Annotated in this window: 27 protein-coding genes, 2 tRNA genes and 1 pseudogene; 14 read left to right on the forward strand and 16 right to left on the reverse strand. The window is 69.7% G+C overall.

From position 1 onward, the window contains the following. Nucleotides 1-6 precede the first annotated feature (6 nt). A tRNA-Ser gene (locus ACLQ23_RS10935) sits at nt 7-97 on the reverse strand. Between the two features lie 452 nt (nt 98-549). Continuing rightward, nucleotides 550-1,188 (reverse strand): hypothetical protein, encoded by a 639-nt coding sequence (locus tag ACLQ23_RS10940; RefSeq protein WP_425880616.1) that lies wholly within the window; start codon nt 1,186-1,188, stop codon nt 550-552. Between the two features lie 163 nt (nt 1,189-1,351). On the opposite strand from ACLQ23_RS10940, the gene ACLQ23_RS10945 reads away from it, so the two are divergent. After that, nucleotides 1,352-2,071: a hypothetical protein gene (locus ACLQ23_RS10945; RefSeq protein ID WP_425880617.1), complete on the forward strand. Its 720-nt coding sequence runs from the start codon at nt 1,352-1,354 to the stop codon at nt 2,069-2,071. Here the strand turns inward: ACLQ23_RS10945 and ACLQ23_RS10950 are convergent. Further along, entirely contained in the window at nt 2,032-2,802 is a 771-nt protein-coding gene (locus ACLQ23_RS10950; RefSeq protein ID WP_425880618.1) for a CPBP family intramembrane glutamic endopeptidase, read from the reverse strand. The genes ACLQ23_RS10945 and ACLQ23_RS10950 overlap by 40 nt on opposite strands. A gap of 145 nt (nt 2,803-2,947) precedes the next feature. On the opposite strand from ACLQ23_RS10950, the gene ACLQ23_RS10955 reads away from it, so the two are divergent. Continuing rightward, nucleotides 2,948-4,063, forward strand: coding sequence for a globin domain-containing protein (locus ACLQ23_RS10955; RefSeq protein WP_355587148.1), 1,116 nt, complete (start codon nt 2,948-2,950; stop codon nt 4,061-4,063). Nucleotides 4,064-4,169: 106 nt separating this feature from the next. On the opposite strand, the gene ACLQ23_RS10960 is transcribed toward ACLQ23_RS10955, so the two are convergent. Beyond that, nucleotides 4,170-5,699 (reverse strand): peptide deformylase, encoded by a 1,530-nt coding sequence (locus tag ACLQ23_RS10960; RefSeq protein ID WP_355587150.1) that lies wholly within the window; start codon nt 5,697-5,699, stop codon nt 4,170-4,172. Nucleotides 5,700-6,022: 323 nt separating this feature from the next. Between ACLQ23_RS10960 and ACLQ23_RS10965 the strand changes: the two genes are divergently transcribed. Further along, nucleotides 6,023-6,805: an IucA/IucC family C-terminal-domain containing protein gene (locus tag ACLQ23_RS10965; protein ID WP_355588415.1), complete on the forward strand. Its 783-nt coding sequence runs from the start codon at nt 6,023-6,025 to the stop codon at nt 6,803-6,805. A 30-nt stretch (nt 6,806-6,835) separates the two neighbouring features. Here the strand turns inward: ACLQ23_RS10965 and ACLQ23_RS10970 are convergent, their stop codons facing one another. Further along, nucleotides 6,836-8,710, reverse strand: a complete 1,875-nt coding sequence (locus ACLQ23_RS10970) for a hypothetical protein (RefSeq protein ID WP_355587153.1) — start codon at nt 8,708-8,710, stop codon at nt 6,836-6,838. A 212-nt stretch (nt 8,711-8,922) separates the two neighbouring features. Between ACLQ23_RS10970 and ACLQ23_RS10975 the strand changes: the two genes are divergently transcribed. Further along, nucleotides 8,923-9,633 carry a class I SAM-dependent methyltransferase gene (locus ACLQ23_RS10975; RefSeq protein ID WP_425880619.1) on the forward strand — a complete coding sequence of 237 codons (711 nt, stop codon included), beginning with the start codon at nt 8,923-8,925 and terminating at the stop codon, nt 9,631-9,633. Nucleotides 9,634-9,744: 111 nt separating this feature from the next. Here the strand turns inward: ACLQ23_RS10975 and ACLQ23_RS10980 are convergent, their stop codons facing one another. After that, a complete protein-coding gene (locus ACLQ23_RS10980; protein WP_355587158.1) occupies nt 9,745-10,287 on the reverse strand; it encodes a YbhB/YbcL family Raf kinase inhibitor-like protein in 543 nt (180 codons plus the stop codon). A gap of 143 nt (nt 10,288-10,430) precedes the next feature. Between ACLQ23_RS10980 and ACLQ23_RS10985 the strand changes: the two genes are divergently transcribed. Genes ACLQ23_RS10985 through ACLQ23_RS10995 form a run of 3 tightly spaced genes read left to right on the forward strand, consistent with a single transcriptional unit; the run spans nt 10,431 to nt 11,456 of the window. Continuing rightward, nucleotides 10,431-10,586: a hypothetical protein gene (locus ACLQ23_RS10985; RefSeq protein WP_355587160.1), complete on the forward strand. Its 156-nt coding sequence runs from the start codon at nt 10,431-10,433 to the stop codon at nt 10,584-10,586. Between the two features lie 46 nt (nt 10,587-10,632). Further along, on the forward strand, nt 10,633-11,139 hold the full coding sequence (locus ACLQ23_RS10990) for a helix-turn-helix domain-containing protein (RefSeq protein WP_355587163.1): 507 nt from the start codon (nt 10,633-10,635) through the stop codon (nt 11,137-11,139). After that, complete coding sequence (locus ACLQ23_RS10995; RefSeq protein ID WP_425880620.1) at nt 11,136-11,456, forward strand: hypothetical protein; 321 nt, start codon at nt 11,136-11,138, stop codon at nt 11,454-11,456. The genes ACLQ23_RS10990 and ACLQ23_RS10995 overlap by 4 nt, the downstream gene beginning before the upstream one ends. 290 nt (nt 11,457-11,746) lie before the next feature. On the opposite strand, the gene ACLQ23_RS11000 is transcribed toward ACLQ23_RS10995, so the two are convergent. Next, nucleotides 11,747-12,301, reverse strand: coding sequence for a hypothetical protein (locus tag ACLQ23_RS11000; protein ID WP_425880621.1), 555 nt, complete (start codon nt 12,299-12,301; stop codon nt 11,747-11,749). A gap of 136 nt (nt 12,302-12,437) precedes the next feature. Between ACLQ23_RS11000 and ACLQ23_RS11005 the strand changes: the two genes are divergently transcribed. Continuing rightward, complete coding sequence (locus ACLQ23_RS11005) at nt 12,438-13,394, forward strand: toll/interleukin-1 receptor domain-containing protein (protein WP_425880622.1); 957 nt, start codon at nt 12,438-12,440, stop codon at nt 13,392-13,394. A gap of 137 nt (nt 13,395-13,531) precedes the next feature. On the opposite strand, the pseudogene ACLQ23_RS11010 reads toward ACLQ23_RS11005, so the two are convergent. Continuing rightward, nucleotides 13,532-13,747: pseudogene (locus ACLQ23_RS11010) on the reverse strand (HAD family hydrolase); the annotation flags it as partial. Nucleotides 13,748-13,822: 75 nt separating this feature from the next. Between ACLQ23_RS11010 and ACLQ23_RS11015 the strand changes: the two are divergent. Further along, the gene (locus ACLQ23_RS11015) at nt 13,823-13,951 is read left to right on the forward strand and encodes a hypothetical protein (protein WP_425880686.1); all 129 of its coding nucleotides are present in this window, start codon (nt 13,823-13,825) and stop codon (nt 13,949-13,951) included. Nucleotides 13,952-14,075: 124 nt separating this feature from the next. On the opposite strand, the gene ACLQ23_RS11020 is transcribed toward ACLQ23_RS11015, so the two are convergent. Next, nucleotides 14,076-14,162, reverse strand: a tRNA-Ser gene (locus ACLQ23_RS11020). 172 nt (nt 14,163-14,334) lie between these two features. Here ACLQ23_RS11020 and ACLQ23_RS11025 point away from each other — a divergent pair. After that, nucleotides 14,335-15,309, forward strand: coding sequence for an NAD(P)H-quinone oxidoreductase (locus ACLQ23_RS11025; protein WP_355587169.1), 975 nt, complete (start codon nt 14,335-14,337; stop codon nt 15,307-15,309). 20 nt (nt 15,310-15,329) lie between these two features. On the opposite strand, the gene soxR is transcribed toward ACLQ23_RS11025, so the two are convergent. Further along, a complete protein-coding gene (gene soxR, locus ACLQ23_RS11030; protein ID WP_355587171.1) occupies nt 15,330-15,785 on the reverse strand; it encodes a redox-sensitive transcriptional activator SoxR in 456 nt (151 codons plus the stop codon). A 46-nt stretch (nt 15,786-15,831) separates the two neighbouring features. On the opposite strand from soxR, the gene ACLQ23_RS11035 reads away from it, so the two are divergent. Further along, on the forward strand, nt 15,832-16,527 hold the full coding sequence (locus ACLQ23_RS11035) for a transketolase (protein WP_355628407.1): 696 nt from the start codon (nt 15,832-15,834) through the stop codon (nt 16,525-16,527). Nucleotides 16,528-16,532: 5 nt separating this feature from the next. Beyond that, nucleotides 16,533-17,426, forward strand: a complete 894-nt coding sequence (locus tag ACLQ23_RS11040) for a transketolase family protein (protein ID WP_425735008.1) — start codon at nt 16,533-16,535, stop codon at nt 17,424-17,426. On the opposite strand, the gene ACLQ23_RS11045 is transcribed toward ACLQ23_RS11040, so the two are convergent. After that, nucleotides 17,412-18,119, reverse strand: a complete 708-nt coding sequence (locus ACLQ23_RS11045) for a glycosyltransferase family 2 protein (protein ID WP_355587180.1) — start codon at nt 18,117-18,119, stop codon at nt 17,412-17,414. The two genes, ACLQ23_RS11040 and ACLQ23_RS11045, sit on opposite strands and share 15 nt — an antisense overlap. Nucleotides 18,120-18,242: 123 nt before the next feature. Between ACLQ23_RS11045 and ACLQ23_RS11050 the strand changes: the two genes are divergently transcribed. Together ACLQ23_RS11050 and ACLQ23_RS11055 are read left to right on the forward strand one after the other, a co-directional pair. Then, nucleotides 18,243-20,390, forward strand: a complete 2,148-nt coding sequence (locus ACLQ23_RS11050) for a hypothetical protein (protein WP_425735007.1) — start codon at nt 18,243-18,245, stop codon at nt 20,388-20,390. Nucleotides 20,391-20,586: 196 nt separating this feature from the next. After that, nucleotides 20,587-22,197 (forward strand): ricin-type beta-trefoil lectin domain protein, encoded by a 1,611-nt coding sequence (locus ACLQ23_RS11055; protein ID WP_355587185.1) that lies wholly within the window; start codon nt 20,587-20,589, stop codon nt 22,195-22,197. A gap of 52 nt (nt 22,198-22,249) precedes the next feature. Here ACLQ23_RS11055 and ACLQ23_RS11060 read toward each other — a convergent pair whose 3' ends face one another. The 5 genes from ACLQ23_RS11060 to ACLQ23_RS11080 all read right to left on the reverse strand — a co-directional run bounded on the left by ACLQ23_RS11060 (nt 22,250) and on the right by ACLQ23_RS11080 (nt 26,776). Beyond that, nucleotides 22,250-22,837: a hypothetical protein gene (locus tag ACLQ23_RS11060; RefSeq protein WP_425735006.1), complete on the reverse strand. Its 588-nt coding sequence runs from the start codon at nt 22,835-22,837 to the stop codon at nt 22,250-22,252. 56 nt (nt 22,838-22,893) lie between these two features. Next, on the reverse strand, nt 22,894-24,375 hold the full coding sequence (locus ACLQ23_RS11065) for an ATP-binding protein (protein ID WP_425735005.1): 1,482 nt from the start codon (nt 24,373-24,375) through the stop codon (nt 22,894-22,896). Continuing rightward, entirely contained in the window at nt 24,368-25,060 is a 693-nt protein-coding gene (locus ACLQ23_RS11070; RefSeq protein ID WP_355587191.1) for a response regulator transcription factor, read from the reverse strand. Before ACLQ23_RS11070 ends, ACLQ23_RS11065 begins: the two co-directional genes overlap by 8 nt. Before the next feature lie 78 nt (nt 25,061-25,138). Beyond that, nucleotides 25,139-25,651: a hypothetical protein gene (locus ACLQ23_RS11075; protein ID WP_355587194.1), complete on the reverse strand. Its 513-nt coding sequence runs from the start codon at nt 25,649-25,651 to the stop codon at nt 25,139-25,141. 111 nt (nt 25,652-25,762) lie between these two features. Continuing rightward, nucleotides 25,763-26,776 (reverse strand): aminoglycoside phosphotransferase family protein, encoded by a 1,014-nt coding sequence (locus ACLQ23_RS11080; RefSeq protein ID WP_355628416.1) that lies wholly within the window; start codon nt 26,774-26,776, stop codon nt 25,763-25,765. Between the last annotated feature and the right edge of the window lie 8 nt (nt 26,777-26,784).

The raw sequence follows: 26,784 nt of genomic DNA on the forward strand, positions 1-26,784 counted from the left end.
TTCGCGCGGAGACTCCGGGATTCGAACCCGGGAGGGGCTTTAAGACCCCAACCGCATTAGCAGTGCGGCGCCATAGACCAGACTAGGCGAAGTCTCCCAGGTGGCCCGCAGACCACCGCGCCCGAGGATACAGGTCCCCACCCACCGGGAGCAAAACGACTTCCAGGGTACGTCTGCCGCAGCTCCTGGAGCCCGTGTTCCGAGCTGTGCGGCAGCGTGATCGGGACTACGCTCCATCGATATGCAGGAGCAGCCGCCCAGCGAGCCGACCCGTCGAGAGCCTGCTGACCGAGCGCGGCGGCGCTCTCCGCGGGCGACATTCACTCCGCCGACGGCCGCTGAGCAGGCCGTGGAGAAGGCACCGTCGGGGCCTGCGGCGGCCGGGGATACGTCGGGTGAGCAGCGCCCGAGGCGTACCAGGCCCGCCCCGACGGTCCTGTTCCAGCCACCGGAGCCGGAGCGCCCCCTGCCCCGGCAGCCGAGGCGCTCGCCAGCTCTCGCGCCCGACAGCACGATCGCCAGCACGCAAGCCTCGGCACCGGATGCCAGTCAGGCAGGGCCGGCGGAACGGGCGACGTCAGGCCGCGGCCAGGCGCCGGAAAGCCCGGCGGCGGACGTCGACGGCCCGACCCGCGCGGACGCCTCTGCGGCCGACGCCCCTGCGGCCGACGCCCCTGCGGCGGAGGCGAATGAAGCGGGTACCGCCGATGCGGGCGGCTCGACGACACGCACTGCGGGTGAGTCAGCGCCCGGGGGCAGCGCGGAGGCTTCCACCGGTCCGGCGCGGGCACCGAAGGCGCGCTCCACCTCCGCGCGGAAGGCTCCCGCTCGGAAGAAGCCGCTGACGTCGGCCGGCGACCCGAGCACGACGACCGCGCCGCCGGTTCCGCCTAGCCCAACCGAGCCGGCAACCGCTCCGACCGAACCAGCGGCGGCCCCGAGCGAGCAGACCTCTTCGAGCAGGCAGGTCACCCCGAGCGACCACGTCAACCAGGCCAAGCGGGCCGCACAAGAGACCCCGACCAAGCGAACCGCGCCCGCCAAGGCGACCAAGGCAGTCGCGCCCAGCAAGGCGACCACGCCGACCAAGGCAGCCACGCCCGCCAAGGCAGCCACACCGACGAAGGCATCCACACCGGCCAAGCGGGCGGCGAGCCCCCGCAAGAGTGCCGCGTCGAAGAAAGCCACGTCGGCAGCACCCGAGACTGCCACCGAGCAGCCACGTCCCGACGTCGCGGAGCCTCTCGCCCTCCCCGGCAGCGCCGCCACGGGCAGCGAGCCCGCAGCACAGCAGACCCCACAGGAGCCAGCCCCACAGCAGGCCGCGCAAGCGCCAGCCGGGCAGCAGGTCGTGCACACGCCCACGCAGCAGATCGCGCACGAGAGGGTGCCGACTCTGGGGCGTACCTCGGAATGGGATTTTCGGGCGGTGACCGCCCGCGTGCTTGACCACCCGGGTTTCGCGCCGGAGTTGTTGGCCCTGGCGGCGGTGCCGGCGCTCGGCCCGGGTGCCGCCGAGTGGGCCGAACGGCTCCGGGCGCGGTATCCGGACGCTCCGGCTGACGGGCTGGCCCGGCTGGCCACCCGGCGGTACGTCGGTGCGGCGGCTGCGGGTGGGGCGACGGCCGCGCTCGCGGGGCTCTTCGCGCCGGTGGCGGAGTTGGTGTCGGTGCTCTGGACCCAGTCGAACCTGGTGCTGCACCTGGCGGCGGCGTACGGGCAGGATCCGGCGCATCCCGACCGGGCCGTCGACCTGCTGGTGCTCACCCAGGTGCACCCGGATCCGGAGAGCGCGCGTGCCGCGCTGGCCGCCGCTCAGGCAGCGGGCGATCCGGTGGAGGAGGCGTGGCCGAGGGCGGCGGAGGCCGCGTGGCGGCTGGCCGCACCGCTCACGGCGCAGGCCGGCGGGTGGCTGGCGTTGCGGTTGGCGTCCCGGCTGCTGCCGGGTGCGGCGGTGCTGGCCGCAGCGCTGGGCGACTCGGCGGCGGCCGAACGGCTGGCAGCGCGGGCGGTGGCCGCCTACCGGCCGCGTCAGAGCCAGTCGAACCACTCACGGGGCAGCAGCGCGTAGCCGACGAAGGCGACCACGTCGAGCAGCGTGTGCGCGATGACCAGCGGCATCACGCGCCGGGTCCGCAGGTAGAAGAGGCTGAACACGACGCCCATCACGGCGTTGCCGACGAACGCGCCGAAGCCCTGGTAGAGGTGGTACGAGCCGCGTAACAGCGCGCTGGCCGCGATGATCGTGACCAGCCGCCAGTGCAGCTGGCGCAACCGGGTGACCAGGTAGCCGACCACGATCACCTCCTCCAGCAGTGCGTTCTGGATGGCGGCGAGGATCAGTACCGGAACGGTCCACCAGAGGTCCGGCAGCGCGGCCGGCACCAGCGTGGCGTTGATGCCGAGCTGGGCCGCCACCCAGAACAGGGCGATCCCCGGCAGGCCGATCAGCGCGGCCAGGCCGGCGCCCCGGGCAAGGTCCTGGCCGGGCCGTCGGGCGTCCATGCCGAGGGTCCGCGCCGGGTCGCCGGGATCGCGGCTGAGCAGGTGTACGGCGAGCAGCACGGGCAGCAGCGCGAAGACGATGCCGAGCAGTTGGTACGTCAGGTCCAGCCAGGGGCGGGCCGACGCCGAGGTGTTCAGCGAGGCGGTCTGCTTGGAGAGCGGCCCCTCGGCGGTCAGCTTCGCGATGATCGACACCACCGCGTAGACCGCGGACTGGCCGAGGGAGAGGCCGAGAACCAGCAGCGTCTCGGTCCCCAACACTCGGCGGGACACCGGGCGGGTCAGCTCAACGGTCACCGCACCACTCTGCCCGACGGGTGGCACCGCAGGTACGGCCGACCGGCCGGCGTGAGCCGATCGCACATTCTGTGCGACCGGTGTGCACGCTCCGTGGAGATTCTATGGATGCCCGATCCGCTGACGTCTGGAGAAGGAGCACCCGGTGGACAATGTCGCGCGGTTGCTGAAGGAGAGCTGGACCCTGGTCGAGGAGGACCGGGAGCGGCTGAGCGGCCACTTCTACGCCCGGCTGTTCCTGCTCGACCCGGCCCTGCGGCAGCTCTTCCCGGTGCAGATGACCGGCCAGGGTGACCGCCTGCTGGAGGCGATCATCACGGCGATCCACACTGTGGACGACCCGGAGAGCTTCGATGAGTTCCTGCGGGCGCTGGGTCGGGACCACCGCAAGTACCACGTCGACGACAAGCACTACGCGACGATGGGCGTCGCGCTGCTGGACGCGCTGCGCAGCACGGCGGGCGACGGCTGGAACCTGGAGTACGACCAGGCGTGGCGGGACGCGTACGCGGCGATCGCGGCGAAGATGGTTGCCGGTGCCGCCGACGACGACAACCCGCCGTTCTGGCACGCCGAGGTGCTGACCCATGAGCGGTACGGCCCGGACACCGCAGTGCTGACCTGCCGGGCGTTGCAGCATCCGCTGTCGTGGCGGGCCGGTCAGTACGTAAGCCTGGAGTTGCCGCGCTTCCACCCGAGGGTGTGGCGGAACTACTCGGTGGCGAACGCCCCGAACGACGACAACGTGCTGGAGTTCCACGTTCGCAGCCCGGGCGCGGGATGGGTGTCCGGTGCGCTCGTCCGCCGGGTGCGGCCGGGCCATCTGCTGCGGCTGGCCGCGCCGATGGGTTCGATGACGCTGGACCGCACCTCGGAACGGGACATCCTCTGCGTTGCCGGCGGGGTCGGGCTGGCGCCGATCAAGGCTCTGGTGGAGGAGTTGGCCACCTACAACCGGACGCGGTGGGTGCACGTCTTCTACGGCGCACGACAGGCGACTGACCTGTACGGGCTGGCCGCCTTGCAGGAGTTGGTGGCCGTACACCCGTGGTTGTCGGTCACGGCGGCGTGCAGCGAAGACAGCGATTTCGACGGCGAGGTGGGTGACATCCCGGACGTGGTGGCCCGGTACGGGCCGTGGACGACGCACGACTGCTACGTCTCCGGTTCGGCGCAGATGGTCCGGTCCGCGCTGCGGGTGCTGGCAGCGGACGGGGTGCCGCCGCCGAACATTCGCTACGACACCTTCGGCGACCTTTAGAACGTTCCTCCCCCCATAGCCGGGGCGCGTGCCCCTGCCCCCTGGGGCACGCGCCCCGGCCCCCGTCGTCGCACCGAACCGCTGAGCACCGCCCGGGACGCCCTGCTCAGTACCGCCAGGGACGCCCGGTTTCCCGGTATTCCTCGACCGGCACCAGCGGCACGCCGGGCGCCATCCGGTCGACGTAGAGCCGACCTTCCAGGTGGTCGATCTCGTGGGCGACGAGCCGGGCCATGCCGAACTCGAACGAGGTGATGATCCGACTGCCGTCCCACTGGGCGTGTTCCACGTCGAGGCGCAGCGGCCGGGGCACCAGACCGCGGTGGTCGAAGAAGGACAGGCACCCCTCGTACTGCTCGTCGGTTTCCGGGTCGGCGTCGACCACCCGGGGGTTGAGCAGGATGACCGGCTCCGCCGAACGGTCGGGGGGTCGGACTGCCGCTGCGGCCCGGCCGATGCCGAGTTGCGGGGCGGCGACGCCTACGCCCTTGCTGAACGGGTGCAGTTCGTCGAGCCGGGCCAGCGCCATTGTGAGCCGGTCGACGATGTCCCGGGCGGCCTGTTCCTCGCCGGGCAGGTCGAACTGCCGGACCCGCTGGCGGAGCAGGTCGTCGCCGCGTTGCACGATGCCGATCCCCCGCATCCGGTCACTGGGCCGGACCCGGACGCCGTTGGGCCCGACGTCCGGGTCGGTGTCCGGGCGGGCGCGGAAGCGCCACTGCATCCGGTAGCGGGCGTTCAGCGGGGGGTCGTCGGTCTGCCAGTCGAAGAGCGCCCGGTCGCCCGCGTCGCGACGCTGCGGCGCCGTCCGCAGGGGGCCCTCCTCCGCCGAGAGCGAGGTCTCCACGCCCCAGACCTGTGGGTCGAGCGCCGCCGGCAGGTCCAGCCGTACGGCGAGATGACGGGTGGGCAGCCGGACAGCCCGCTGGAACCAGGGCCCCCACTTCTCCTGGCCGACGCTGTACGCGTACTCGATGGTGGCCCGGTCGCCGGGGTAGAGCGGGAAGCGCCGTTCACCGTTCTCGAACAGCAGCCAGATCTCCTTGAACGCGTCCCGGTCGTGCTTCGCCCGCCAGTGCATCGGCTCGGGGTCACCGACGCTGTCGTCCCGGCGGGCCTGGAGTTGCAGTTCGGCGAAGGTGAGGGGGTGCTCGCGGTGGTGCCGGTTGGAGCGGCCGGGGTCGTTCGGGTAGCGGTCGACCGCCACGCGTGCCAGGTAGCGGGTGACCGGCTCGGTGCCGGCGTTGTACAACTCGCGGCGGATGACGCACCGGTAGCCGTCGTCGGTGTGGGTGAGGGCTGCCAGTTCCCGTTCGACGATCAGGCCGGTGCCAGGTGGCAGCCACTGGCCGGGCGAGGGGGGTTCGCGGTGCGGGTGGCCGGTACGGGCGTGCCGCAGGTTGTCGTACTCCCGGAAACGCTGCCAGATCGCGCCGCTGGCCTCCAGGACGGCTTCGGCCCGGCGGGCGAAGTCCTCGGTGGGGCGGTGTCGGCGCCCTTCGACGTGGCTGACGTAGGACGGGTCGAACCCCATGAGGACGGCGAGTTGCTTCTTGGAGAGCCCGCGCCCGGTCCGTTGCCGGGCGAGTTCGGCCGCGAAGGAGTCGGCAGCCCGTTCGAGGGGGGATGTCGTCATCGGCGTCCTCGTGGCCGGGAGTATCATTCTCACTTTCTGTGGCGAGGCGCACACGCATCTGGCAACTTGGCGACACTCCGCTTGACAAGCACCCGTCGAGCTGCGGGCGTGAGGTCGACGTTTTCGACGAGCAGCGCCGGGTAGTACGGCGGAGCGCCGCTCCTGCTGGGAGTCGGCGTGACCGGGGCCTCCCGCCCGGGCCAAGGTGAGGCTTCCCTTACACCCCCTGGTTGGTTAGGCTAGCCTTAGCTCAGGGCGCAACTGCCGTCCGCCGAGGTCCTCCTCGGTCGCGTGGACAGGGGGATGACACGGTGACAGCGGTGATGCCGAGGCGGGACATGACCGCCACGCCGCTCGCCCCCGTCACCGCCACACTGCGGGCCATGTTCGGCACCGACGACCTCCCAGGGCTCGCCCGCGGCCTGCTTGTCGACGACGAGTTCGTCTGGGCACCCGCCACCACGCTTATCGACGGCACCCGCCTGCCGGAGTTGCTGCAAGCGGCAAGCGTCCGGTGGCGCGGCACCCCGCACGCCTGCGCCGCGCTGGCCTGGAAGTCCTACAGCTACTGGACGGCGTTGCCGGCCGTGCTCGGCTGGGCCTCGGCCCGGCGGGTGCCACTGCTCGACCCGTCCGACGTGCTGATCCACTTCGAGGACCACCGGCCCCTGATCACGCTCGGTCTGCGCCGCAGCATCACAGTGGCGGTGCTGCCCAACGACCCGCTGGCGGTTGCCGGCCTTCCGCAGGTACGCGTCGTCGCCGACGAGACGGCACTGCTCGGTGAGCTGCGCGCCTCCCTGCTCGACGCGCACCTGGCGCCGCTCATCACGGCCATCCAGTCCGAGGTTCGGGTGGGCACCCGGACCCTGCTCGGTTCGGTCGCCTCCGGCATCGCGCACGGCCTCCTGCGGGCCGCCGACGCCCTGCCCGGCCCGACGGTGCAGAATATCGACTCGGTGCTCGGGGCACTCGACCTGGCGGACCTGGTCGAGCTGGTGCCCGGCCCGGCCGGCGAGCCGACAGTGCAACGGCGCACCTGCTGCCTCGCCTTCACGCTGCCCAGCCCGAAGGTCTGCCAGGGCTGCTGCGTCCGCCAGCCCTGAGCCCGCTGCCTCCGCCAGGCCCGAGCCCGCTCAGTCGGTCAGCGACCGGACGTCCCACACCCACACGCCGCCGGTGAAGACCGGCTGGATCCCGGTCAGCTCGGTCATCCCCCGACGCAGCGCGTCCTCGTGTTCCTGCGGGCCGAGGATTACCGCTCCGGCCCGCCAGTAGCGCAGGTCGTCGACCGCGTCCACCCGGCTCTGCGGGGTGATCGGCGGCACCGCCCCCGTACGCCTGATTGTGGAGAAGAAGCTGCTGGTGGGGCGGGGCGGGGCGCTGAACAGCGCGACCTTCGGCGGGTCCGCGCTCGGGCGGGTGTCCGGGCCGAGGAAGTAGCCCCGGGCCAGCGGCATGTCCAGGCGTGTCACCGCCGACCAGCGCAGCGGCTCCGCATATGTGGTGTCCGGCAGTGGCAGGGTCACCACACTGCGCCCGCCGGCCACGTAGGGGCGCCAGGCTCCGCTCGTCACGAATGTGGGGACCGGGTCGAGACGGACAACGGGCAGCGGGGTGGGCAGGATCGGCAGCAGGGCCATCGTCAGCACGGTGGCGGTGGCGAAGCGGATCTGCCGCCGGGCCGTCGGGTGTGCGCGGGCCAACTCGCGTACGCGCTCGGCGCCGTAGGCGAGCAGCACCCCGATGATCGGGGTGATGGCCAACGCCCAGCGGGTGGGCACCACCGAGTGCAGGATCGGCAGGTTCTCCAAGGCTGCCCACGGCCCGGGGATACCGGTGCCCCGACCGGCGAAGCGGATCTCCCGGCCGAGCGAGAGCACAGTGAAGAGCAGGCCGAGCCCGGCCAACGCGAGCACCACCACCGAGCGCCGCAGCCACCAGACCAGTGCGACCACAAGCACCAGCAGGGACCAGCCGAAGAAGCTGTTCTCCTCGGTCGGGTTCTTGGCGAGGTTTCCGGCGGTGCGCGGGCTGCCGGCAAGGGACTCCCGGGCGTACGCGACGAACGAGGCGAGGTCGCTGGAGTAGCCGCGGATCAGGCTGGACAGCCCGGAGTACGCGCCCGGGCCGAAGAACTGCACATACAGCGGGTACGCCAGCAGCAGGGCGGCGACCCCGGCGGCAACGGCCAGGCCGGCGAGGAACGGCCGGGCGCGCGACCGCAGGGGTGGGCGACCGATGGCGAGCGCGACGACGACAACGCCCAGGCCGATCGCTGTCATCAGCAGGATCTCCAGGTTCAGGAACGCCTGCCAGACGATCACCAGCGCGAGCAGCACCCCGTTGCGTAGCCAACGACCGGGGTCACCGAGCCGCAGCGTCCGCCAGATGATCAAAGGGACGACGTACTGCGACACGATGTTCGGGTGCGCGTTGGCGTGCGACACCATGGCCGGCGCGAACGCGCAGAAGCCCGCACCCAGCCAGGCTGGCCCGCGAGCGCCGATGAGGACGCGGGAGAGCAGGAAGTACCAGGAGACGGCGGTGGCGATCATCCCCAGCGTGAGAAAGAGCAGGAATGCCGCGCGCGGGCCGAACAGCAGTGTGACGGGCGTCATTGGCAGCGAAATGGATAATACGGACGTATTTGCCATGAGGTTGACGCCGTCGGGCACGTTCATCTGATCGGAATGGAATGGATACACGAAGCGTGTGACGACCCGCGTACCGTGCGCCAACATCCATTCGAACTGCGACTGGTCAGTGCGGTTGTCGCGCACCCCACTGCCCGGGTTCAACCAGAGGCGGCAAGTGACCCAGAAGGCGAGCGCCACGAAGCTCACCACGGCGGCCAGATCGACCCACTTCCCGTTGCGGCGCAACCCGTCGCCGCCGTCCCCCTCCACAGGCGGCACAGTGACCGGCCCGTCGCTGGGCGCAGCGCCCGGCCCGCCACTGGGCACAGTGGCCGGTCCGTCGCTGGGTGCGTCCGGTTCGGGAGTAGTCATGACAATTCATAGGGTAGTCAGCGTATGGCTCTGCCGTGACATGTTTCGGGGTACTGCCGTACTATGTGCCGGGTTCGCCGACCGCCGATCACGTGCCCACCCCCCGACCGCAATTCGGCCACAATGCTGCCCCGATTCTTCTGCCATCCAAGCGGATGATTCACTCTGTCGGTTCAGGCACGGGTCGAGTTCATATCGTGAGGAATCGACGCATGGCAGAAATCACTGGGGACCAGCGCGTCCAGTCCGAGGTGCTGGAGGGTCTGGCGACGGCCGTCAACCACCGCCGCTGGTTCGTCGAACTGGCGGTGCCGTACCTCGGTGACAACCCGATCGAGATCGGCAGCGGTCTCGGCGACTACGCGCTGGAGTGGTCGCAACTGCTACCCCGGTTCACCGCCACGGAGGCCGACCCCGACCGGTTGGTGCAGCTCAAGGAGCGGCTCGCCGCCCAGCCCGGCATCGACGTCCGGCAGATGCTGCTGCCGCACCACGAGCGCGGCGACTACAGCGCCGCCGTCTCGTACAACGTCCTTGAGCACATCGAGGACCACGTGGGCGCGCTGCGCAGCATGCGCGACCTGGTCCGCCCCGGCGGTGCCGTGATCATCATCGTGCCGGCCTTCCAGTTCGCGATGAGCCCTGCCGACGTCGCCACCGGGCACGTCCGGCGGTACACGAAGAAGACCCTCGGAGCGGCGATGACCGACGCCGGCCTGACCATCGAGAAGATCCACTACGCCAACGCGCTCGGGTTGATCGGCTACTTCATGGCCACGAAGGTCTTCCGCCTGATGCCGAAGGAAGGCCCGATGGTCAAGGTGTACGACACCCTCGTGCTCCCCGCGACAAAGGCAGCCGAACAACTGGTCCGCCCCCCGTTCGGCCAGTCCGTCTTCGCCGTAGCCCGAGTCCCCGCCTGACCCCGCCCCGCGCCCCCACCCCGCGATCTTGAACTTCGGTCGCCCTTGTGCGTCTTACACCAGGGATGCCGAGACAGGAACTGCAAGATCGCGGGGGGAGGTGGGCTGGGGTTACTCCTTGACCTGGTACGTCGGGCGGATCACCGCTCGGGCCAGGGTGTGGAAGGTCAGGTTGAAGCCGACGTAGGCCGGGCTGGCATCCGGGGTCAGATCGAGCCGGTCCACGTCCACGGCGTGTACCGCGAAGACGTACCGATGCGGGCGGTCACCGGGCGGTGGCGCCGCACCGCCGTAGCCCTGCTCGCCGTAGTCGTTGCGGACGGAGAACGCGCCGCCGAGGTCGGTGCCCGCCGCGCCGCCGGCGCCGCTGGGCAGCTGCGTCACGTCGGCCGGTACGTTCACCAGCACCCAGTGCCAGAAACCGCTGCCGGTCGGCGCGTCCGGGTCGTAGCAGGTCACCGCGAAGCTCTTCGTCTCGGCGGGGAAATCCGACCAGGTCAGCTGCGGAGAGACGTTGTCACCCCCCGTGCTGCCGTGCGCGTGCCGGGCGTCCATCGGCTCGCCGTTCTGCACGTCGTCACTGGTCAGCGTGAACGAGGGCACCGTCGGCAGCAGCTCGTACGGGTCCGGGGCGATCGGTCGTTCCAGGGTCATCAGGACGCGTCCTTCCGGTGCGGGCAGATTCCTGCCCCTTCATACCCCGTTCGGTGGCTGCCGACGACCGGATGGGCCCTGCCGGCCACAGAACTAGTGAGGGAAAATACTGTTGCCGCCGCAATGTTCCACAGGGATACCTTATGGCATCAATATGGCGTGATTTCCTGATCGCCGTCGTCACCGCGCTCCGCAAGCCGGACGAGCGGTCGCTCGCCGAGGAGCGTCGACGCGCTGTCGAACGACTGGCCGACCAGACGATCCGGAAGCACCAGCCGCCCGCCGACCCACCCGAGTAGCGGTCCAACGAGTTGCGTTTTAGCGTTTGCGGCACATGCTTCAACTATGGTGAAGACAGGTGGGAACCTGCTGACCACGGGCCAGGCTGCGAAGCTGCTGGGATCGTCGCGTCAGCAGGTGGTCAACCTCTGCGAGCGTGGAGATCTGCCGTTCGTGATGGTCGGCATGCATCGGAGGATTGAGCGGAGCCAGGTTGAGGCGATGCTGCGCCCCAAGCCGGAGCTGACGCGCGATCAACTCAAGTCACTGTGGCTGCACCAGGCGGTGGCGGGCAATTTGGTTACCGATCCGGACGCGGTACTTGGCAAGGCCCGGGAGAATCTCGATCGGCTCCTCCGGCAGCACCGGGAGACCATGACCGAGGTGTGGTTGAAGCGCTGGGAAGACAAGCTCGAAGAGGGCGTCGATGCCGTCCTCAAGACGCTGACCTCGGATGATCCGGAAGCTGTGGAGCTACGACAGAACTCACCCTTCGCCGGGGTCCTGTCACAGTCGCAGCGCAAGAAGGTCCTTGAGTCGTTCACGCGCAGCGGTTGGAAACGAGCGGCATGAGGCGCGAGCAACTGGAGCATGTCCTGCGGTCCGCGTGCCAAATCGCGGGAGCCCCGGACGTCCTCGTCATTGGTAGCCAGTCGGTGCTGGGGGCGATCCCGGAGAGCAGACTCCCGCTGGAGGCCACCGCCTCCATGGAGGTCGACGTGGCATTCTTCGATGACCCGGACGACCATAAGGCTGACCAGGTCGACGGTGCCATCCGCGAGCTCTCACCGTTCCACGAGACGTTCGGTTACTACGCCCAGGGCTTGCCGCGACGAGTGAGAACCGGCGGCCCCGAACGGGACGAAGTGAGGCTTACTCGCGATCTATAGACACGCCCCTGACCGGCGTTCGCGCTGGTCAGGGGGCGTTTTTGCTGTCCAGATGGGCGGAGGGTGTGGGATTCGAACCCACGAAGACATCGCTGCCTTACCGGTTTTCAAGACCACGAAGCTCGCGGCGCTGACCAGCTGGTATGCGATCCGAGACCATCCTGTGACACAGATGCGACACAGATCAAACCTGCTCCGGTTTCCGCTGGAAGCGTCGCTCACGTCGAGCGTTACCCACCATGCGGTCAGGCAGGTGACACCCGGTCAATGATCGGGTAGCTGGCTACGGATTACGGCTCAAAGGGACGGGTCGAGCGAGACCGACGCAGAAGTTGCGCTTGCTCACTTTTGAGTGCGGCAAACGTCCGACGAACATAGAAGACGTAGGCGTCGCCAGGATGATTAATGAGGACCGGTTCGCGTATGCCCTCATCGACCTCCGCGGCACGGACAACCTCCTGCGCTGCTACGTGGGCGCAGAAGTCGTACAGCGGGTCTGGGACCTCGACCTCAACCACCAGGTCCGCATGGGCAAAGATAAGATCGCGCATTCGACGGTTGGCCGGTTGCAGCACCTCGTCTCGCCATCGGCGCCAGCTAGCAGTACCGCCATCCGGGTTTCGAGCGGCCGCTTCCGGCAGATGGACTTTGCGCAACGCTTCCCAGGTTCTTTCATTCGCGTCCACCATGGCGTTCAGCGGCCCGTAGAGATCACGAAGCTGGCTGTTGATTCGAGCCAGGCGTACCTGCCGCCGCTCCTGCCGCGCCTGGCCATACTGGTTCAAAACGAAGGCTAGTACGGCAACGACGATGCTCGCGCTAGCGGTGATGACGGCTGTGGCCACCCGATCAGCCTGCCGCATCTGCAAGCCGAAGTCACGCCCTAAGGCACCACGGGCCGTGCGAGTTGGGTTCGAGTGAGGTGTACAGCGCGCAGAAAGTCAAGTACCGTATCACATCTCGTGGTCGAAGGGCGGACTGTTGAAGGTCTTTATCTCGTGGAGCGGCGAGCCGAGTCGCTCAATTGCGTCTGCATTGCATGGCTGGCTAGGAATTGTCGTCCAGCATGTTGATCCTTGGCTGTCTGACGCCGAGATTGAGAGTGGAACTAGATGGAACGAAGCCATTGCCACAAACCTGGAGGACACCGACTTTGGCTTGGTTTGCGTTACACGTTCTAATCAATCAGCTCCATGGCTAATGTTCGAAGCCGGAGCGCTGGCTAAGCGGCTAAGCGTGGCGCGACTAGTACCTCTATGTATTGACCTCGAACCAGCCGAAGTTATCTCACCGCTTCAGTCGTTTCAATCTCGAAAGCTGGACAAGGAAGGCATGAGGCGAATCGTCCACGAACTGGGCGAGATGTCTGAGAACCCAAAGCCTCGCGAGGATATCGATCGACTATTCGAAGCAATGTGGCCAGAGTTAGATAGGCAAGTCCAGCTAGCGGCCACTCAGCATGAAAGCGTAGACGGCCCTCGCCGTAGCACTACTGACATGCTGGCAGAGCTAGTTACACGCGTACGGAACCTTGAGCGGGACAGCGAATCCGAGAAGTCGAATGTTAGTTTCTGGCAACAAGAAATGGCTTTTTTCGCTCACGCGAGCAGGTCGATGGAAGAATCGGTTTCACGGCTGTCTCGCTTGGCTGAAACGATTGAATCGTTCAGCCACCAGATCGAGTGGCTTGAGGGCCTTAACAGTCGTGAGAACCGGTCGCCCCTAGAGACGGCGATTCGCGGCCACGAGAAACCACTTCTGGTTCGTCAACCAACAACGTTTACGACAGGGCTCGGTGATTTAGTTACCCACCCAGAGTTTGGGCCGGGGAAGGTAGTTGAACTTACCGAGGGCGCGAAAGGGCAAATGGCAACTATCCAATTCCGGGATGGAAAAATACGACGAATGCGGCCTCAACACCCGCTTGCGCGACTATAAAGCCTTAGTTCGGCCCTTAAGGATAGTTTCTCGCATAGCCACCCCTGGCCTACTCGAACCGCCTCCGCAAATCGTTGCTGGTGGGATGGCATGCCAGCAAGTGGGCGCACAACCCAATCTGGTTGGGCACATTCCATCTAATCACCTGAATACTTGGTCATAACATTCGCAATTTCACCCATGCTCTTTATTATCAGATCCGCTCCGGCGGCTCGGAATGCCTCCAACTTGGATGACCGGTTTGCGTAGCCAATCACACGCACTCCGGCCGCCCGAGCTCCGTTGATGTCCGAAAGCGAGTCGCCGACCAGCACGCACCGGCTCGGCGGCTCGCCGACGGCGCGTACGGCTTGCGGCACGCCGCCGTGTCGCTCTGGCTCAACGCCGGAGTGCCGGCTACCCAGGTTGCCCAATGGGCCGGACATAGCGTGCACGTCCTGCTCAAGGTCTACGCCTCGTGCATCGACGGACAGGACGAGGTCGCGCGCAAGCGGATCGAGGGAGCGTTGGGCACCGACGATCAGGCCGAGAGAGCGCCGGGTGACGCCGACACGTAGACGACACAACCAGTGAGACACGGCGGCACCGGGCGAGACAAAGTGAGACTGATTCACCATCGATAAACGCGCCCCCTGACCGGCGTTCGCGCTGTTCAGGGGGCGTTTTTGCTGTCCAGATGGGCGGAGGGTGTGGGATTCGAACCCACGAAGACATCGCTGCCTTACCGGTTTTCAAGACCAGCGCCATCGGCCACTAGGCGAACCCTCCCGGGCCGCCACCCGTGGGTGTACGGCCACGCATAGTCTGCCACGGCTCCCGCCGCGCGGCCCGGCGTCCCTCCCCGAATGCGCGGGCCAGGCCAGCCGCGCCCGTCCACAGTGTCCGGTGAGATGCGCTGGGTCCGCCTGCGGCCCGCTCAGGCGTCGGGTAAGACTGAGCCATGCGAGCCGTCACGATTCCGCAGCCCGGTGGACCCGATGCCCTGGTCTGGGCCGAGGTGCCCGATCCTGAGCCGGGTCCCGGTGAGGTGATCGTGGATGTGCGGGCAAGCGGCGTCAACCGCGCTGACCTGCTGCAACGGCAGGGGCACTACCCGCCGCCGCCGGGCGCTTCCGCGTACCCCGGGTTGGAATGCTCTGGGGTGATCACGGAGGTGGGCGCGGACGTCGCCGGGTGGGCGGTCGGGCAGCAGGTCTGCGCGCTGCTGTCCGGGGGCGGGTACGCCGAACGGGTGGCCGTCCCCGCCGGGCAACTCCTGCCGGTGCCGGCCTGCGACACGGTCGACGCCGCGGCGCTGCCCGAGGTGGCCTGCACGGTGTGGTCGAACCTGATCCAGGTGGGGCGGCTCAGCGCCGGGGACACGCTGCTGGTGCACGGCGGTGGCAGCGGGATCGGCACGTTCGCGATCCAGTTCGGGGCAGCGCTCGGCGCCACAGTGCTGACGACCGCCCGCGCGGCCAAGCACGACCGGCTGCGTGAGCTGGGCGCGGCACACACGATCGACTATCGGGAGCAGGATTTCGCCGATGAGGTTCGGCGGGTCACCGACGGCCGGGGCGCGGACGTCGTCCTCGACATCATGGGCGCGTCCTACCTGGGGCGGAACGTCGCCGTGCTGGCTACCGGCGGTCGTCTCGTGGTGATCGGGATGCAGGGCGGACGCAAGGCCGAGTTGGATCTCGGCGCGCTGCTGACGAAGCGGGCGAGCGTCAGCGCCACGTCGCTGCGCGCCCGCCCGCTCGCGGAGAAGGCGGAGATCGTCCAGGGCGTACGGGACGAGGTGTGGCCGATGGTCACGACCGGCGCGATCCGGCCGATCGTGGACCGGCGGCTGCCGATGGCCGAGGCGGCGCAGGCGCACCGGCTCGTCGAGTCGAACGAGCACTTCGGCAAGGTCGTCCTCACGATCGGGTGAGGGCGGGCGAGAGCCGACCGTCAGGCGGGCGTACCGGTCGGGCGGGGCAGCATGAGGCGCGCACCCGGGCCCTCTCCGGCCAGGGCGTCCCCCGGGTTGTAGAGCGTGCAGCGTTGCAGGGACAGGCAGCCGCAGCCGATGCAGCCGTCGAGGTCGTCGCGGAGCTTGGTGAGCAGTCGGATCTTCTCGTCCAGCCGGCCGCGCCAGCTCGCGGACAGCCGCTCCCAGTCCTGTGGGCTGGGCGTGCGGGAGTCGGGGAGGGATTCGAGTGCCGCGCGGATCTCGTCAAGCGACACTCCGACCTGCTGGGAGATCCGGATGAAGGCCACCCGTCGCAGCTCGGAGCGGGCGTAGCGACGCTGGTTGCCGCTGGTCCGGTCGGCGCGGATCAGCCCGAGCCGCTCGTAGTAGCGCAGCGCCGAGGGTGCCACGCCGGAGCGGACGGACAACTCGCCGATCGTCAGCAGATCATGCATTCCATGCCCTTGAGGTGAAGTGCGCTTTAACTACCACAGTAGTGTGATGACCTCGACACTGACCACCGACACCGGCTCCCGGCTGCCTCAGTTGATCCGTCGGCTCACCGGCGACGAGAAGCACGGGCCCAGCGCGCACTCCACCAGCGACGTGCTCCAGGTGCTCTACGACCGGGTCCTGCGGGTCACCCCCGACACCGTCGACGACCCGGAGCGGGACCGCTTTCTGCTCTCCAAGGGGCACGGGCCAGCCGCCTACTACGCGGTGCTCGCCGCGCACGGCTTCATTCCGGACGCCTGGCTCGACGATCTGGCCGGACCGGACAGCAAGCTCGGCCACCACCCGGACCGGCTGCTCGTGCCCGGAGTCGAGATCGGCTCCGGCTCACTCGGCCACGGGCTCGGGTTGGCCGTCGGCACCGCCCTCGGCCTGCGAGCCCAGGGCCTGCTCAACCCCCGGGTGTACGTCCTGCTCGGCGACGCCGAACTCGACGAGGGCTCCAACCACGAGGCCATCGCGTACGCGGGAGCGACAGGGCTGGAGAGCCTCACCGCGATCGTGATCGACAACTCGTCGACCACGCACGGCTGGGCCGGTGGCATCGCCAGCAGGTTCACCGTCAACGGCTGGACGGCCGACACCGTCGACGGCCGGGACCACACCGCCCTGTACACGGCGCTGACCGGGCACCGGCCACGACGGCCGCACCTTGTGGTCGCCCGCATCGACAGCAAGGGATGACCGCAATGCGTACCGCTTTCATCGACACCACCGCCGCGCTGCTCGACGAGGACCCGCGTACGGCGCTCGTGCTTGCCGACATCTCGGCAAGCCAGTTCGCACCGGCCGGACACCGACACCCGGACCGGGTGCTCAACGTCGGCATCCGCGAACAACTGATGATCGGCATGGCCGGCGGGCTCGCCCTGACCGGGCTCCGCCCGATCGTGCACTCGTACGCGACGTTCCTGGTGGACAGGACGTACGAGCAGATCAAGTTGGATCTGGACCACCAGGGCGTGGGCGCGGTCCTGGTGAGCATCGGCGCGTCGTACGACGGGTCACGGGAGGGCCGGACACACCAGTCGCCGGCCGACCTGGCGCTCTTCGACTCACTTGGCGGCGGTTGGACCGTTCGGGTGCCCGGCCACCCCGACGAGGTCACGCCCCTGCTGCGTGCCGCCGCTGCCACCGACGACCCGGTCTATCTGCGGCTCAGCGAACAGCGCAACACGTCCGGGTACCCGGACGCCGACCGCCTCCGGGTGCTGCGGCAGGGCGGGACGAACGCGCCGCTCGTGGTGGCCGTCGGGCCGATGCTCGATCCCACGATGGCGGCGACCGAGGGGATGGACGTGACTGTCGCGTACACCCACACACCCCGGCCCTTCGACACGGCCGGACTGCGGGCATTCGTCGGGACCGACGTGGTGCTTGTCGAGCCGTACCTGGCGGGAACGTCGAGCGCTGTCGTGAGCCGCGCGCTGGCGGACGTACCGCATCGGCTGCTGGCGCTCGGCGTGGGTCAGACCGACCTGCGACGGTACGGCGACCCGGCCGACCACGCCCGGTGGCACGGCCTGGACGCCGACGGCCTGCGGCGGTCGATAAGCGCGTTCCTGAAGTCAGCGCGCCGCTGAGGGGGCAGGACGGCGGCGTGCGCGCTCGCGACCGAGGATCCAGATCGCCTCGACGCCGTCCTTCCAGGTGATCTTCTTGCCCTCTTCGCGACCGCGCGCCCGGTAGCTGATCGGCACCTCGTACGGCCGGATGCGCCGGCGCAGCAGCTTGCCCGTCACCTCGGCCTCCATGCCGAAGCCACGCGAGCGCACCTCAAGCGACCTGTAGAGCGCCACAGGCATCAGCTTGAAGCAGGTCTCCAGATCGCCGATGTACGAGTTGAAAAGCACATTGGCCGCCATCGTGACGCCCTTGTTGCCCATCACGTACCAGAAGCTGTAGGCGCTGTGGCTGCCGAAGGTGCGATTGCCGTAGACCACCGTGGCCCGCCCGTCGAGCACCGGGTCGAGCAGCTTGGGGATGTCCTGCGGGTCGTACTCAAGGTCGGCGTCGAGGATGACCATGTAGTCACCCTCGGCGCTGTCCACCGCGGTCTTGATGGCCGCGCCCTTACCGGCGTTGCGCTGGTGGGTGATGACCCGCAGGCGGGCGTCGTCGGCGCGGCCGAGGATTTCGCCGGTGCCGTCACGGCTGCCGTCATCGACCACTACCAACTCGATTTCGCACGGGTAATCCACCGCCAATGCCTGCTTGAGGGCATCCGCGATGCGTTCTTCCTCGTTGTAGACCGGCATGAGGATCGACAGCTTCACGGGATTCTCCACGGTGGCGACAACACGTCGGGCATAGCCTAGCGTGGCTGGTCAGCCAAACGCTGGCCGCACCATCGGGCAGCCGGCGTGGCGGGCTCAGCCGGATGGTGTTTACTTCGCGCCATGTCGGCTGCCGGCTTCCTGCTCGCGGCGCTACCCGCCGCCTCGGTGCTCCTACTCACCGTCGCGATGAGGCCGCGCCGGACTGACACGGTGGCGCCGCTACGACTCGCCGTGGTGCGCGCCGCCCTGCTCACCGGCGCGTACGCGGTGCTCGTCGTCGAGCTGCTCGGAGCCCTGCACGCGCTTACCCGGCCGGCGTTCGTGGCCGCCTGGCTGCTGTTCCTGCTTGCCGCCGGGACCGCCGCGGTGCTGCGCCAGCGGCAGGCTGCCGCGCAGCCGCAGGTGGCCGCGCCCCGCTCGGTGCCGGTCGGCGCGGCGATGACCGCCGGCACCGGCCCGGCGACAGCCGCCCCGGTCACCGACGACATCGCGCCGGTCCAACCCGATCGGGTACGCGCGAACCCGCTCGCCCGAGCGGCCGACGCCTGGCGTACGGCGGGTCGGGGCGAGCGCCTGCTCGCCGGCACCATCGGCGGCCTGGTGCTGGTGGAATTGCTTGTCGCACTGCTTGCCGAGCCGAACAACTTCGACTCGCAGACGTACCACCTGCCCAAGGTGGAGCACTGGGTCGCCCAGGGCGACCTCGACTTCTGGCCCACCGCCATCCACCGGCAGGTGACCATCCCGCCCGGCGCGGAGTACCTGTTGCTGCACCTGCGCCTGCTGACGGGCGGCGACGCGCTGCACAACCTGGTGCAGTGGGCCGCCGGGATCATCTGCCTGCTGGCGGTCGCCCGGATCACCGCGCAGCTCGGCGGCAGCCGCCGGGCTCAACTGATCACCGCGTTCGTGTTGGCCAGCACCCCAATGGTCGTACTCCAGGCCACGAGCACGCAGACCGACCTGGTCTGCGCGGCGTGGGTGGCGTGCGCGGCGACGCTGGTGCTGGACGGGCTGCGCCGACGGACCGGCCTGGGCACCCTGCTCGGGTTGGGAGCGGCCACCGGGCTGACCGCTGTGACGAAGACAAGTGGCCTGATCGCTGTGGGTCCGCTGCTGGTGCTCTGGGGGCTGGCCCAGCTCCGGCTCGCAGTGAGCGCCCGGGCGGAGGCTGGTGGGGCCCGGCCGGTTGGTCCGATGGCCCGTACCGTCGGCGGTTCGGTGTTGATCCTGCTGGTCGCGGCTACTGTGGTCGGTCCGTTCATGGCCCGCGTGACTGCCGAGTTCGGGCATCCGCTGGGCCCGCCCCGGCTTCGCGAGTCGATCCCGATGGAACGGCACGATCCGCAGTCGATCCTGGTGAACGCCCTGCGGATCGGGCACACAGCGTTCGACACGCCACTGGCGCCGCTGCGGCGGGCCGGCGCGGAGGCGATCATCAGCGGCGCGCAGGCGATCGGCGTCGACCCCCAGGACCGGGAGATCACCTTCGGCCGGGAGATCTTCCCCGAGCCCGCCTGGTATCCGGACGAGGACCGGGTGGCCTTCCCGATCGCCGGAGCGCTGGCACTGATCGGCGCGGTCGTCGCGCTCACCCGCCCCCGCCGGATCGACCCCGGGCTGGCGGGGCCGCTGCGGGCGTACGCCGTTGTGGTGCTCGTCGCTGTCCTGCTGCACACCTCGATGATCAAGTGGCAGCCGTGGGGCAACCGGCTGATCCTCTACGCCCTGGTGCTCGCCATCCCGTTCGCCGGCCTGTGGCTCGACGCGTTCTTCCGGCGCCACGCCACAGGTGGGCGCGGACGGCGTTCGGTGGCCACCATGACCGCGATCGCGGTACTGGCCACCTCGGCGCTGGCCGGAGTGCTCTCCCTGTCGTACGGCTTCCCGCGCCGGCTCGTCGGCGACGGCTCGGTCTTCACCACCTCGGACTGGGACACCCGGTTCCTGCGCCGCCCGCAGTGGACCGACGAGTTCCGCTGGGCCGCGACGGCCGTCCGCGACAGCGGCGCCCAGCGGATCGGGCTGGTGCAGCAGAACGACAACTGGGAGTACCCGTGGTGGCTGCTGCTGCGCCACACCGACGGGCGGTCGCCGGATCTGGTGGCGTTGCAGTCGGTCCTTTCGGAACGGCCGCCCGCCGACCCCACCTCGGTGGACGCGATCGTCTGCACAGGCAGCCAGCCGGCCTGCGCCAAGCTGGTTCCGGCGGGCTGGCGGCTGGAGTTCCGCGGCTACGTCGGCTACGCGCTGCCACCCGGCCGCTGACTCGTCGCGCTGACCTGACGCCGACGGGCTGACCCGGCCGGGCTGACGCGGGCGGGTCGGGTGACCGGATCGTCCGATCCGGGCGGTTCGGCAACCCGCGCGCAAGAACCCGAGCTGCATTCACATCCACCGATCATCGGGTTACCTTCTGGTAACTCGATCGACGTCCCGCGATCGAGCCGAGAGGAGTGCGTCGATGCCTGTTACCTCCGCCAGGCCCGAACGCGCGACCCGACGACGGGCCTGCACCATCGCCGTCGCCGTCGCCGCTCTTGTCCTGCCGATGCTCGCCGGACCGACCGCCACCGCCACCGCCGCTCCCGCCACCACCGCCGACCGACCCGCTGTCCAGCCACTGCCCGCCAACCTGGAGACCATCCGGGCCACCGAAGCGACAGCTCTCTACGGAAGCCCGGCCATCCGCCCGATCGAGCAACGCCGCACCGCGCTGATCACCATGGGTGACAGTCAGATCTCCGGTGAGGGGGTCGGCAACTACGTCCCCGGCACCCACCAGAACGGCAACTGGTGCGACCGCTCGTACGACCAGGCGGTGTTCCGCACCGGCATCCAGTCGGACACGCGATACAACCTGGCGTGCTCCGGCGCGACCCCCTGGAACCTGATCGCGGGCGGGCCGACCCAGCACAACGAGCTGAACCAGGGCGACTACCTGGGCATCAAAGCGCGCAACACGCACGTCAAGCTGATCTGGGTGGTGGTCGGCGCGAACGGCGACGGCACCATCCAGTTCGGGCCGGTCGCCACCGACTGCGCCGTACGCCGGGTCTTCCTACAGGGCAACTGCTACCCCGCCTACACCGACCAGTGGACGATCCGGACCGACGGCAGCCGGCGCGCGGTGGAGGCGGCGCTCACCGACATCCGGGCGACGATGACCAAAGCCGGCTACCTGCGCTCGGACTACGAGCTGGTGCTGATGTCGTACCCCGGCCCGGCCAGCCCGGACGTGGAGGACAACCCGAACTTCCCCGGCTGGTACTCCGGCGGCTGCCTGCTCTACCTCGCCGACGCGGCGTTCGCCCGGAACAAGGCGGTGCCGCTGTTCGAGTCGGCGCTGCGCTCGGCCGCCGTCAACACCGGCACCCGGTACCTCGACGCGAGCCGGCTGTTCCACGGCCACGAGGTGTGCACCGACAACACATCGGTCCGTGGTCTCTTCATCGAGGTGGGGATCTGGAACGAGAACGCCGCCCGGCAGTCGTTCCACCCGAACGCCCGTGGGCACGGCATGTTCGCCCAGTGCATCACGCAGTTCTGGAACTCCGGGCAGAACCAGGCCACCTGCGTCGACCCGGCCAGCACCGGCGGCGGCGTGCTCTACGCCGGCCTGCTCCAGTTCAAGCAGTTGCGCAATCTCGCCACCAACACGTGCGTCGACGGTAAGGGTTACGACTCACGCAACGGCACCCCCCAGCAGTCGTACGGCTGCCACGGAGGGCGCAACCAGGGCTTCTGGTACGACGCGACCCGGCGTTCGCTGCACTCGGAGCTCTCCCACGACCGCTGCCTGGACGTCGCCGGTGGATCGATGACGTCCGGTACCGCTGTCAACATCTACGACTGCAACGGCACCCCTGCCCAGCAGTTCGCCTTCGTCGGCAACCAACTCAAGCCGGCCAGCGCCAGCAACCTCTGCGTGGCGTTCGACACCGCGGGCACTCCGCGACTGCGGTTGGCCGCCTGCTCCACAAGCACCCGGCAGCAGTGGTCGTCCGAGGCCCGTACCGCCGCCAACCCGGTCGGTTACGGTTACGGCGACTTCATCGGCTCCCGCGTCTACTGACGAAAGGAAGGGCCCCTTATTAACGCGAGGCGTTAATGAGGGGCCCTTCCTTTCACTTAATGCGCGGGATGAGGACGAGCCGGGCGACGCTCTTGTCGCCGTCCTTCGCGCCGGCGACGCCGAGCTTCGCGCCGACCTTCACCTCGCTGGGCTGCACTGTGGTGCGCCGCTGCACGACCCGCAGATCGTCGCCGAAGGTCCAGGTCATCGTGTAGCCGTCGGTGGACTTGACAGTCATCGAGTCACCGTCGATCGCCGTGACCTCGCCGCGCTGCACGGCGACGGTCCGCGTACCGCCGTCCTTCGTCTGCACGACGGCCTCGCCGTGCAGTGTGTTCTTGCGCAGCAGCACCCGGGCCTGGCGGCGCTGGCGCCACTCTTCACCACGCTTCTGCCTGGCCTTCTCCGCAGTGGTGGGAGACGGGGTGGCCAGCGCGGCGACCGGTTGCGTGTCCAGGTCATCGGCGTCGAAGCCCATCGCGGTGAGCGCTTGGCCCTCCACGCCCAGCGCGGCCTCGACCTCGACGGCGGCGTCCCGGGCCGGTGGGCTGGCCACCTCGGCCGCTCCGCAGCCGCTGGCGCCGAGTGCCACAGCTGCGAGCAGTGACGTGGTGGCGGTGGCGAGTCCCCAACGTGGCATGGCGTTCCCTCTCGTCAGTGGAGCCCTCAGCCTGCCCGGCGATGACGAGCGCAACGTCAGGCCGATGTTCGGATCCGGTAAGGATCACCGGGCAGCCGAACTGTGAACGCGGCACCACCTTCCGGCGCGTGACCCGCGTTGATGTCTCCACCGAGCCGGCGGACCAGCCCGGCAGCCAGCGCCAGCCCCAGACCGCTGCCCACCTTGCGCACCCCCCGGTAGCGCTCGTGCAACGCTCCCCGCTCGAACGCCACGGCCAGGTCGTCGTCGGTGAGGCCCGGCCCGCCGTCGCGGACCTCCAGCACGCCGCCGGCAGCCGGGTCCATACCCGCCTGCCGGACCGCGAGCACCACGGACGCCCCCGGGGGTACGACCCGCAGCGCGTTCTCCAGCAGCCCGTCCACCACCTGCCGGATCCGACCCGGGTCGGTGTACGCCGGGACGGGCCGGCCGGGGCTCTCCACCCGGAACGACACTCCCACCGCCGCGCACCGGCCCGACCAGGTGGGCTCGGCGTCGGCGGCGAGGCGGGCCAGGTCCACCGGTGCCGGTTCGAGGGGGAAGTCGGCGGCTTCCAGCCGGGCCAACGCCAGCAGGTCACCGATGAGCCGGTCGAGGTGCTGGGATTCGGCGAGCATGGTCCGTCCGGCGGCAGCCGTGCCGTCCGCCTCGATCACTCCGTCGGCCAGCGCCTCGGCGTACCCACGGATCGCTGTCAGCGGGGTCCGCAGTTCGTGCGAGACGGAGAGCAGGAATTCCCGCTGCCGCCCCTCGCTTGTGGTCAGCGCGGCGGCCAGCCCGTTCAACGCCTCCGCCAGGTCGGCGACCTCGTCCGGTGGCTCGACCGGCACCCGTACGGCACGGTCCCCGGCCCGTAGCCGGGCCGCTGCGGTCGCGGCGACCCGGATCGGCCGGGCCAGGCGGCGGGCCAGCAGGAGCCCGGCCACCACACCGGCGGCCAACCCGGCCAGCAGCGGCAGCCAGAGGCTGAGCAGTACCTGCCGCCACAGCCCCGGCGACGAGGCGCGGGAGAGCACCACCCCGTTGCCGCCGGGCAGAGCCCTGCCCTCGACGAGAGCACGGCGGCCGTCGACCGGGCGGCGCGCCGACACGTTGCGGCCCTGGCCGACCCGCTGCACCACGCGGGGCGGCAGGCCCGGTCGGTCGGCGGTCCCGCGCCTGATCAGGTACGCGTCGATGCCCTGGCTGCGCAGTTGCCGGATGAGCCGTTCCTCGTCGGCGGTGCGACCCCGGTCCAACCGTGTCCGCAGCACCTCGGCGGCGAGCCGTGCCTGTGCGGCGAGTGCCTCCTGATCTCGCCGCTCCGCGCCCCGGATCGCCAGCGGCACCGCGACGATGGCGGTGACGAGCACCGACACCAGCGCCACTGTGCAGGTGACGAGCACCGCGCGGGCGGTGAGGGTCTCGCCGAACCGGCGGCGCCGAGGTGCTGCCGGCGGGGGAACTGCGGCCACAGGCAGCGCCCCGACCTGCTCTTCGGTGCGCGCGGGCTGTCGCGGAACGGGATGGTCAGGCATCGACGGCGTACCCCACGCCCCGGTGGGTGCGGATGACACCTGCCGGGCCGAGCTTCGCCCGGACCTGGGCGACATGCACGTCGACGGTGCGGGTTCCGGCGTGCGCTGCGTAACCCCACACCCCGGCCAGCAGTTCCTCCCGGCTGAAGACCCGCCCCGGTCGGGCCATGAGGTGCGCCAGCAGGTCGAACTCGGTGGAGGTGAGCTGCACCGGGGCGCCCGCCACGGTGACAGTCCGGCGGGCCGGGTCGAGCGTCACCGCGCCGACGACGCGTGGCTGCTCCGCCCCTTCGGGGCCGCCAGCGGCGCGGCGCAGCACGGCACGCACCCGGGCGACAAGTTCGCGCGGGCTGAACGGCTTGGTGACGTAGTCGTCGGCGCCCAACTCCAGGCCGACGATCCGATCCACCTCGTCGTCACGGGCGGTGAGGAAGATGACTGGCGTCCAGTCGCCAGCCTCGCGCAAGCGACGGCAGATCTCGGTGCCGGGCAGGCCGGGCAGTGCGATGTCCAGGACGCAGACCACAGGTCGCAGCCGGCGGGCGGCGCTCAGGCCCGCCTCGCCGTCGCGTTCCATCTGCACGCCGAACCCGTCGCGGGTGAGATAGAGCCGCACCAGGTCGGCGATGGCCGGCTCGTCCTCGACCACGAGGACGAGCCCGCGGTACGACGTTTCGACGGTCACCGGCCCATGATTGCGGAAGGGGCGGCCCCGGCGCGATCGACGCGTGTTCGGGTTCGGTAAAGGCGTCCCGGTGCGGCGTCAGCGCGCCACGGCGGGGCGGAACACACTGGGCCGTACGGTCGCCGGCGCGTCGCCGATGGTGGCGACGATCCGCTCGCGGGGCGTCCGCAGTCGAGTCCGGAACGCGTGGTTGAGCAGGGCGTCCATCTGCCACACCTGCTTGGGGTGGGTGGTGCGGATCAGGAACCGCTCACGGATCCCGTCGATCGCGGTGGCGGCCAGCTCGACCGAGTGCAGCCGCGGATCGGGGCTCCAGGTGACGTTGCTCAGCTCGCGCAGCTCGGTGTTGAGGTGCAGGCGGAGCCGGTGCAGCAGCCGCGTCTGCTGGGTCACCACCAGCCGGCGGTGGGTGAGCAGGAGCAGGTAGTCGCCGGTGACCGGGCGGTCGGGGCGGCTGCAACGGGTGACCAGGATTGTCGCGTCACCGGAGCCGACGCAGCGCCGGAACACCGGCATGTGCCGGCTCACGGTCTGCACGGCCAGGCCAGCCTCGGCGGCGGCCGGGAGGAACGTTCGGGAGAAGACGTCCATGACCTGCCCAACGACCCCCCGGCAGGGGTGACGCGGGTCACGGCGCTTTTTTGGAAGTTCCACGCCGCTCGTCGCACTGCATGTCCGACTTCCGACGGGGACGGATCCCGGTCAGGATTCCGGCTGCAACGGGACGGCGGCGAACAGCTCGGCGAGCCAACCGGGCACCGCCTCGGCGTACTCGGCGCGTGTCGGGTCGACGGTGTCCAGGGCTCGCCGCCAGGACAGCGCACGACTCACCGCGCCCAGATTCATCGCCAGGTCGGCGGCCTCGACAAGCGTCCGGCGGTCGTACCTGTCGGTCCACGCCTCCAGATAACTGTCGCGAAGGCGGACCAGCGTGGCGTCGTCGGCAGCCAGCTCGGCGGCGTACCGGATGGAGCGCAGTGTCACCAGCAGCGTGCCGAACGGGTGCGCCACCGACGCGTCGCCCCAGTCGAAGTACCGGTACCCGGTCGGGCCGGCGAAGACGTTGCCGTCGTGCAGGTCGTCGTGCTGGATGGTGGCCGCGATGCCGAGGTCGGCGAGCCGGCGACAGCGCTCGGCGTACGCCGGAAGCTCCGCCCGCAGCCGCTCGTACGTCTCGGGGGCGAGCCCGCCCTCGGCGCCGATCCGCAGCGACTCATTGTCGTCCAGCAGGTCGGCGAGCAACCCGGCCAGCACCTCGGGGCGGTGGTCCGGCACCCCGAGGGCGACCAGCTCGTCGGCGCGTGGCGCGGTGGCGAGCTGGAGCGCGGCGTACCCGGGCAGAGCCCGTTCCCAGTGCGCCAGGTCAGGATCGCGGCCCAGCACGTCACGCAGCGACTCCCCGCCGTCGGGCAGCAGCGACCAGCCCCGCTGCGGGTCCACGGCGATCGGTGTCAGCACCCGGTCGGGGGCCAGCTCGGCCAGCGCCGCGATCAGAACTGCCTCGTGCACGGTGCCCTGGTTGTTGGCCTTGAACCACACCGGCCCGCCGTCGGTGGGCACCCGCCACACAAGCGACCACGGACGGACCCGGGGCTCCACGGCCCCGGTGACCAGCAGGCCGACTCCCGCGAGCTGCTCGTCGACCCAGTCGCGAGCCTGCGCCTGCCACTGCTCACTGGACCAGTCGGGGGCATGCTCACCGGCGATCGTCTCCACGGTGGGCA

The organism is Micromonospora sp. DT41 (genome assembly GCF_049841715.1).
GTDB classification, from domain to species: Bacteria; Actinomycetota; Actinomycetes; order Mycobacteriales; family Micromonosporaceae; genus Micromonospora; species Micromonospora profundi.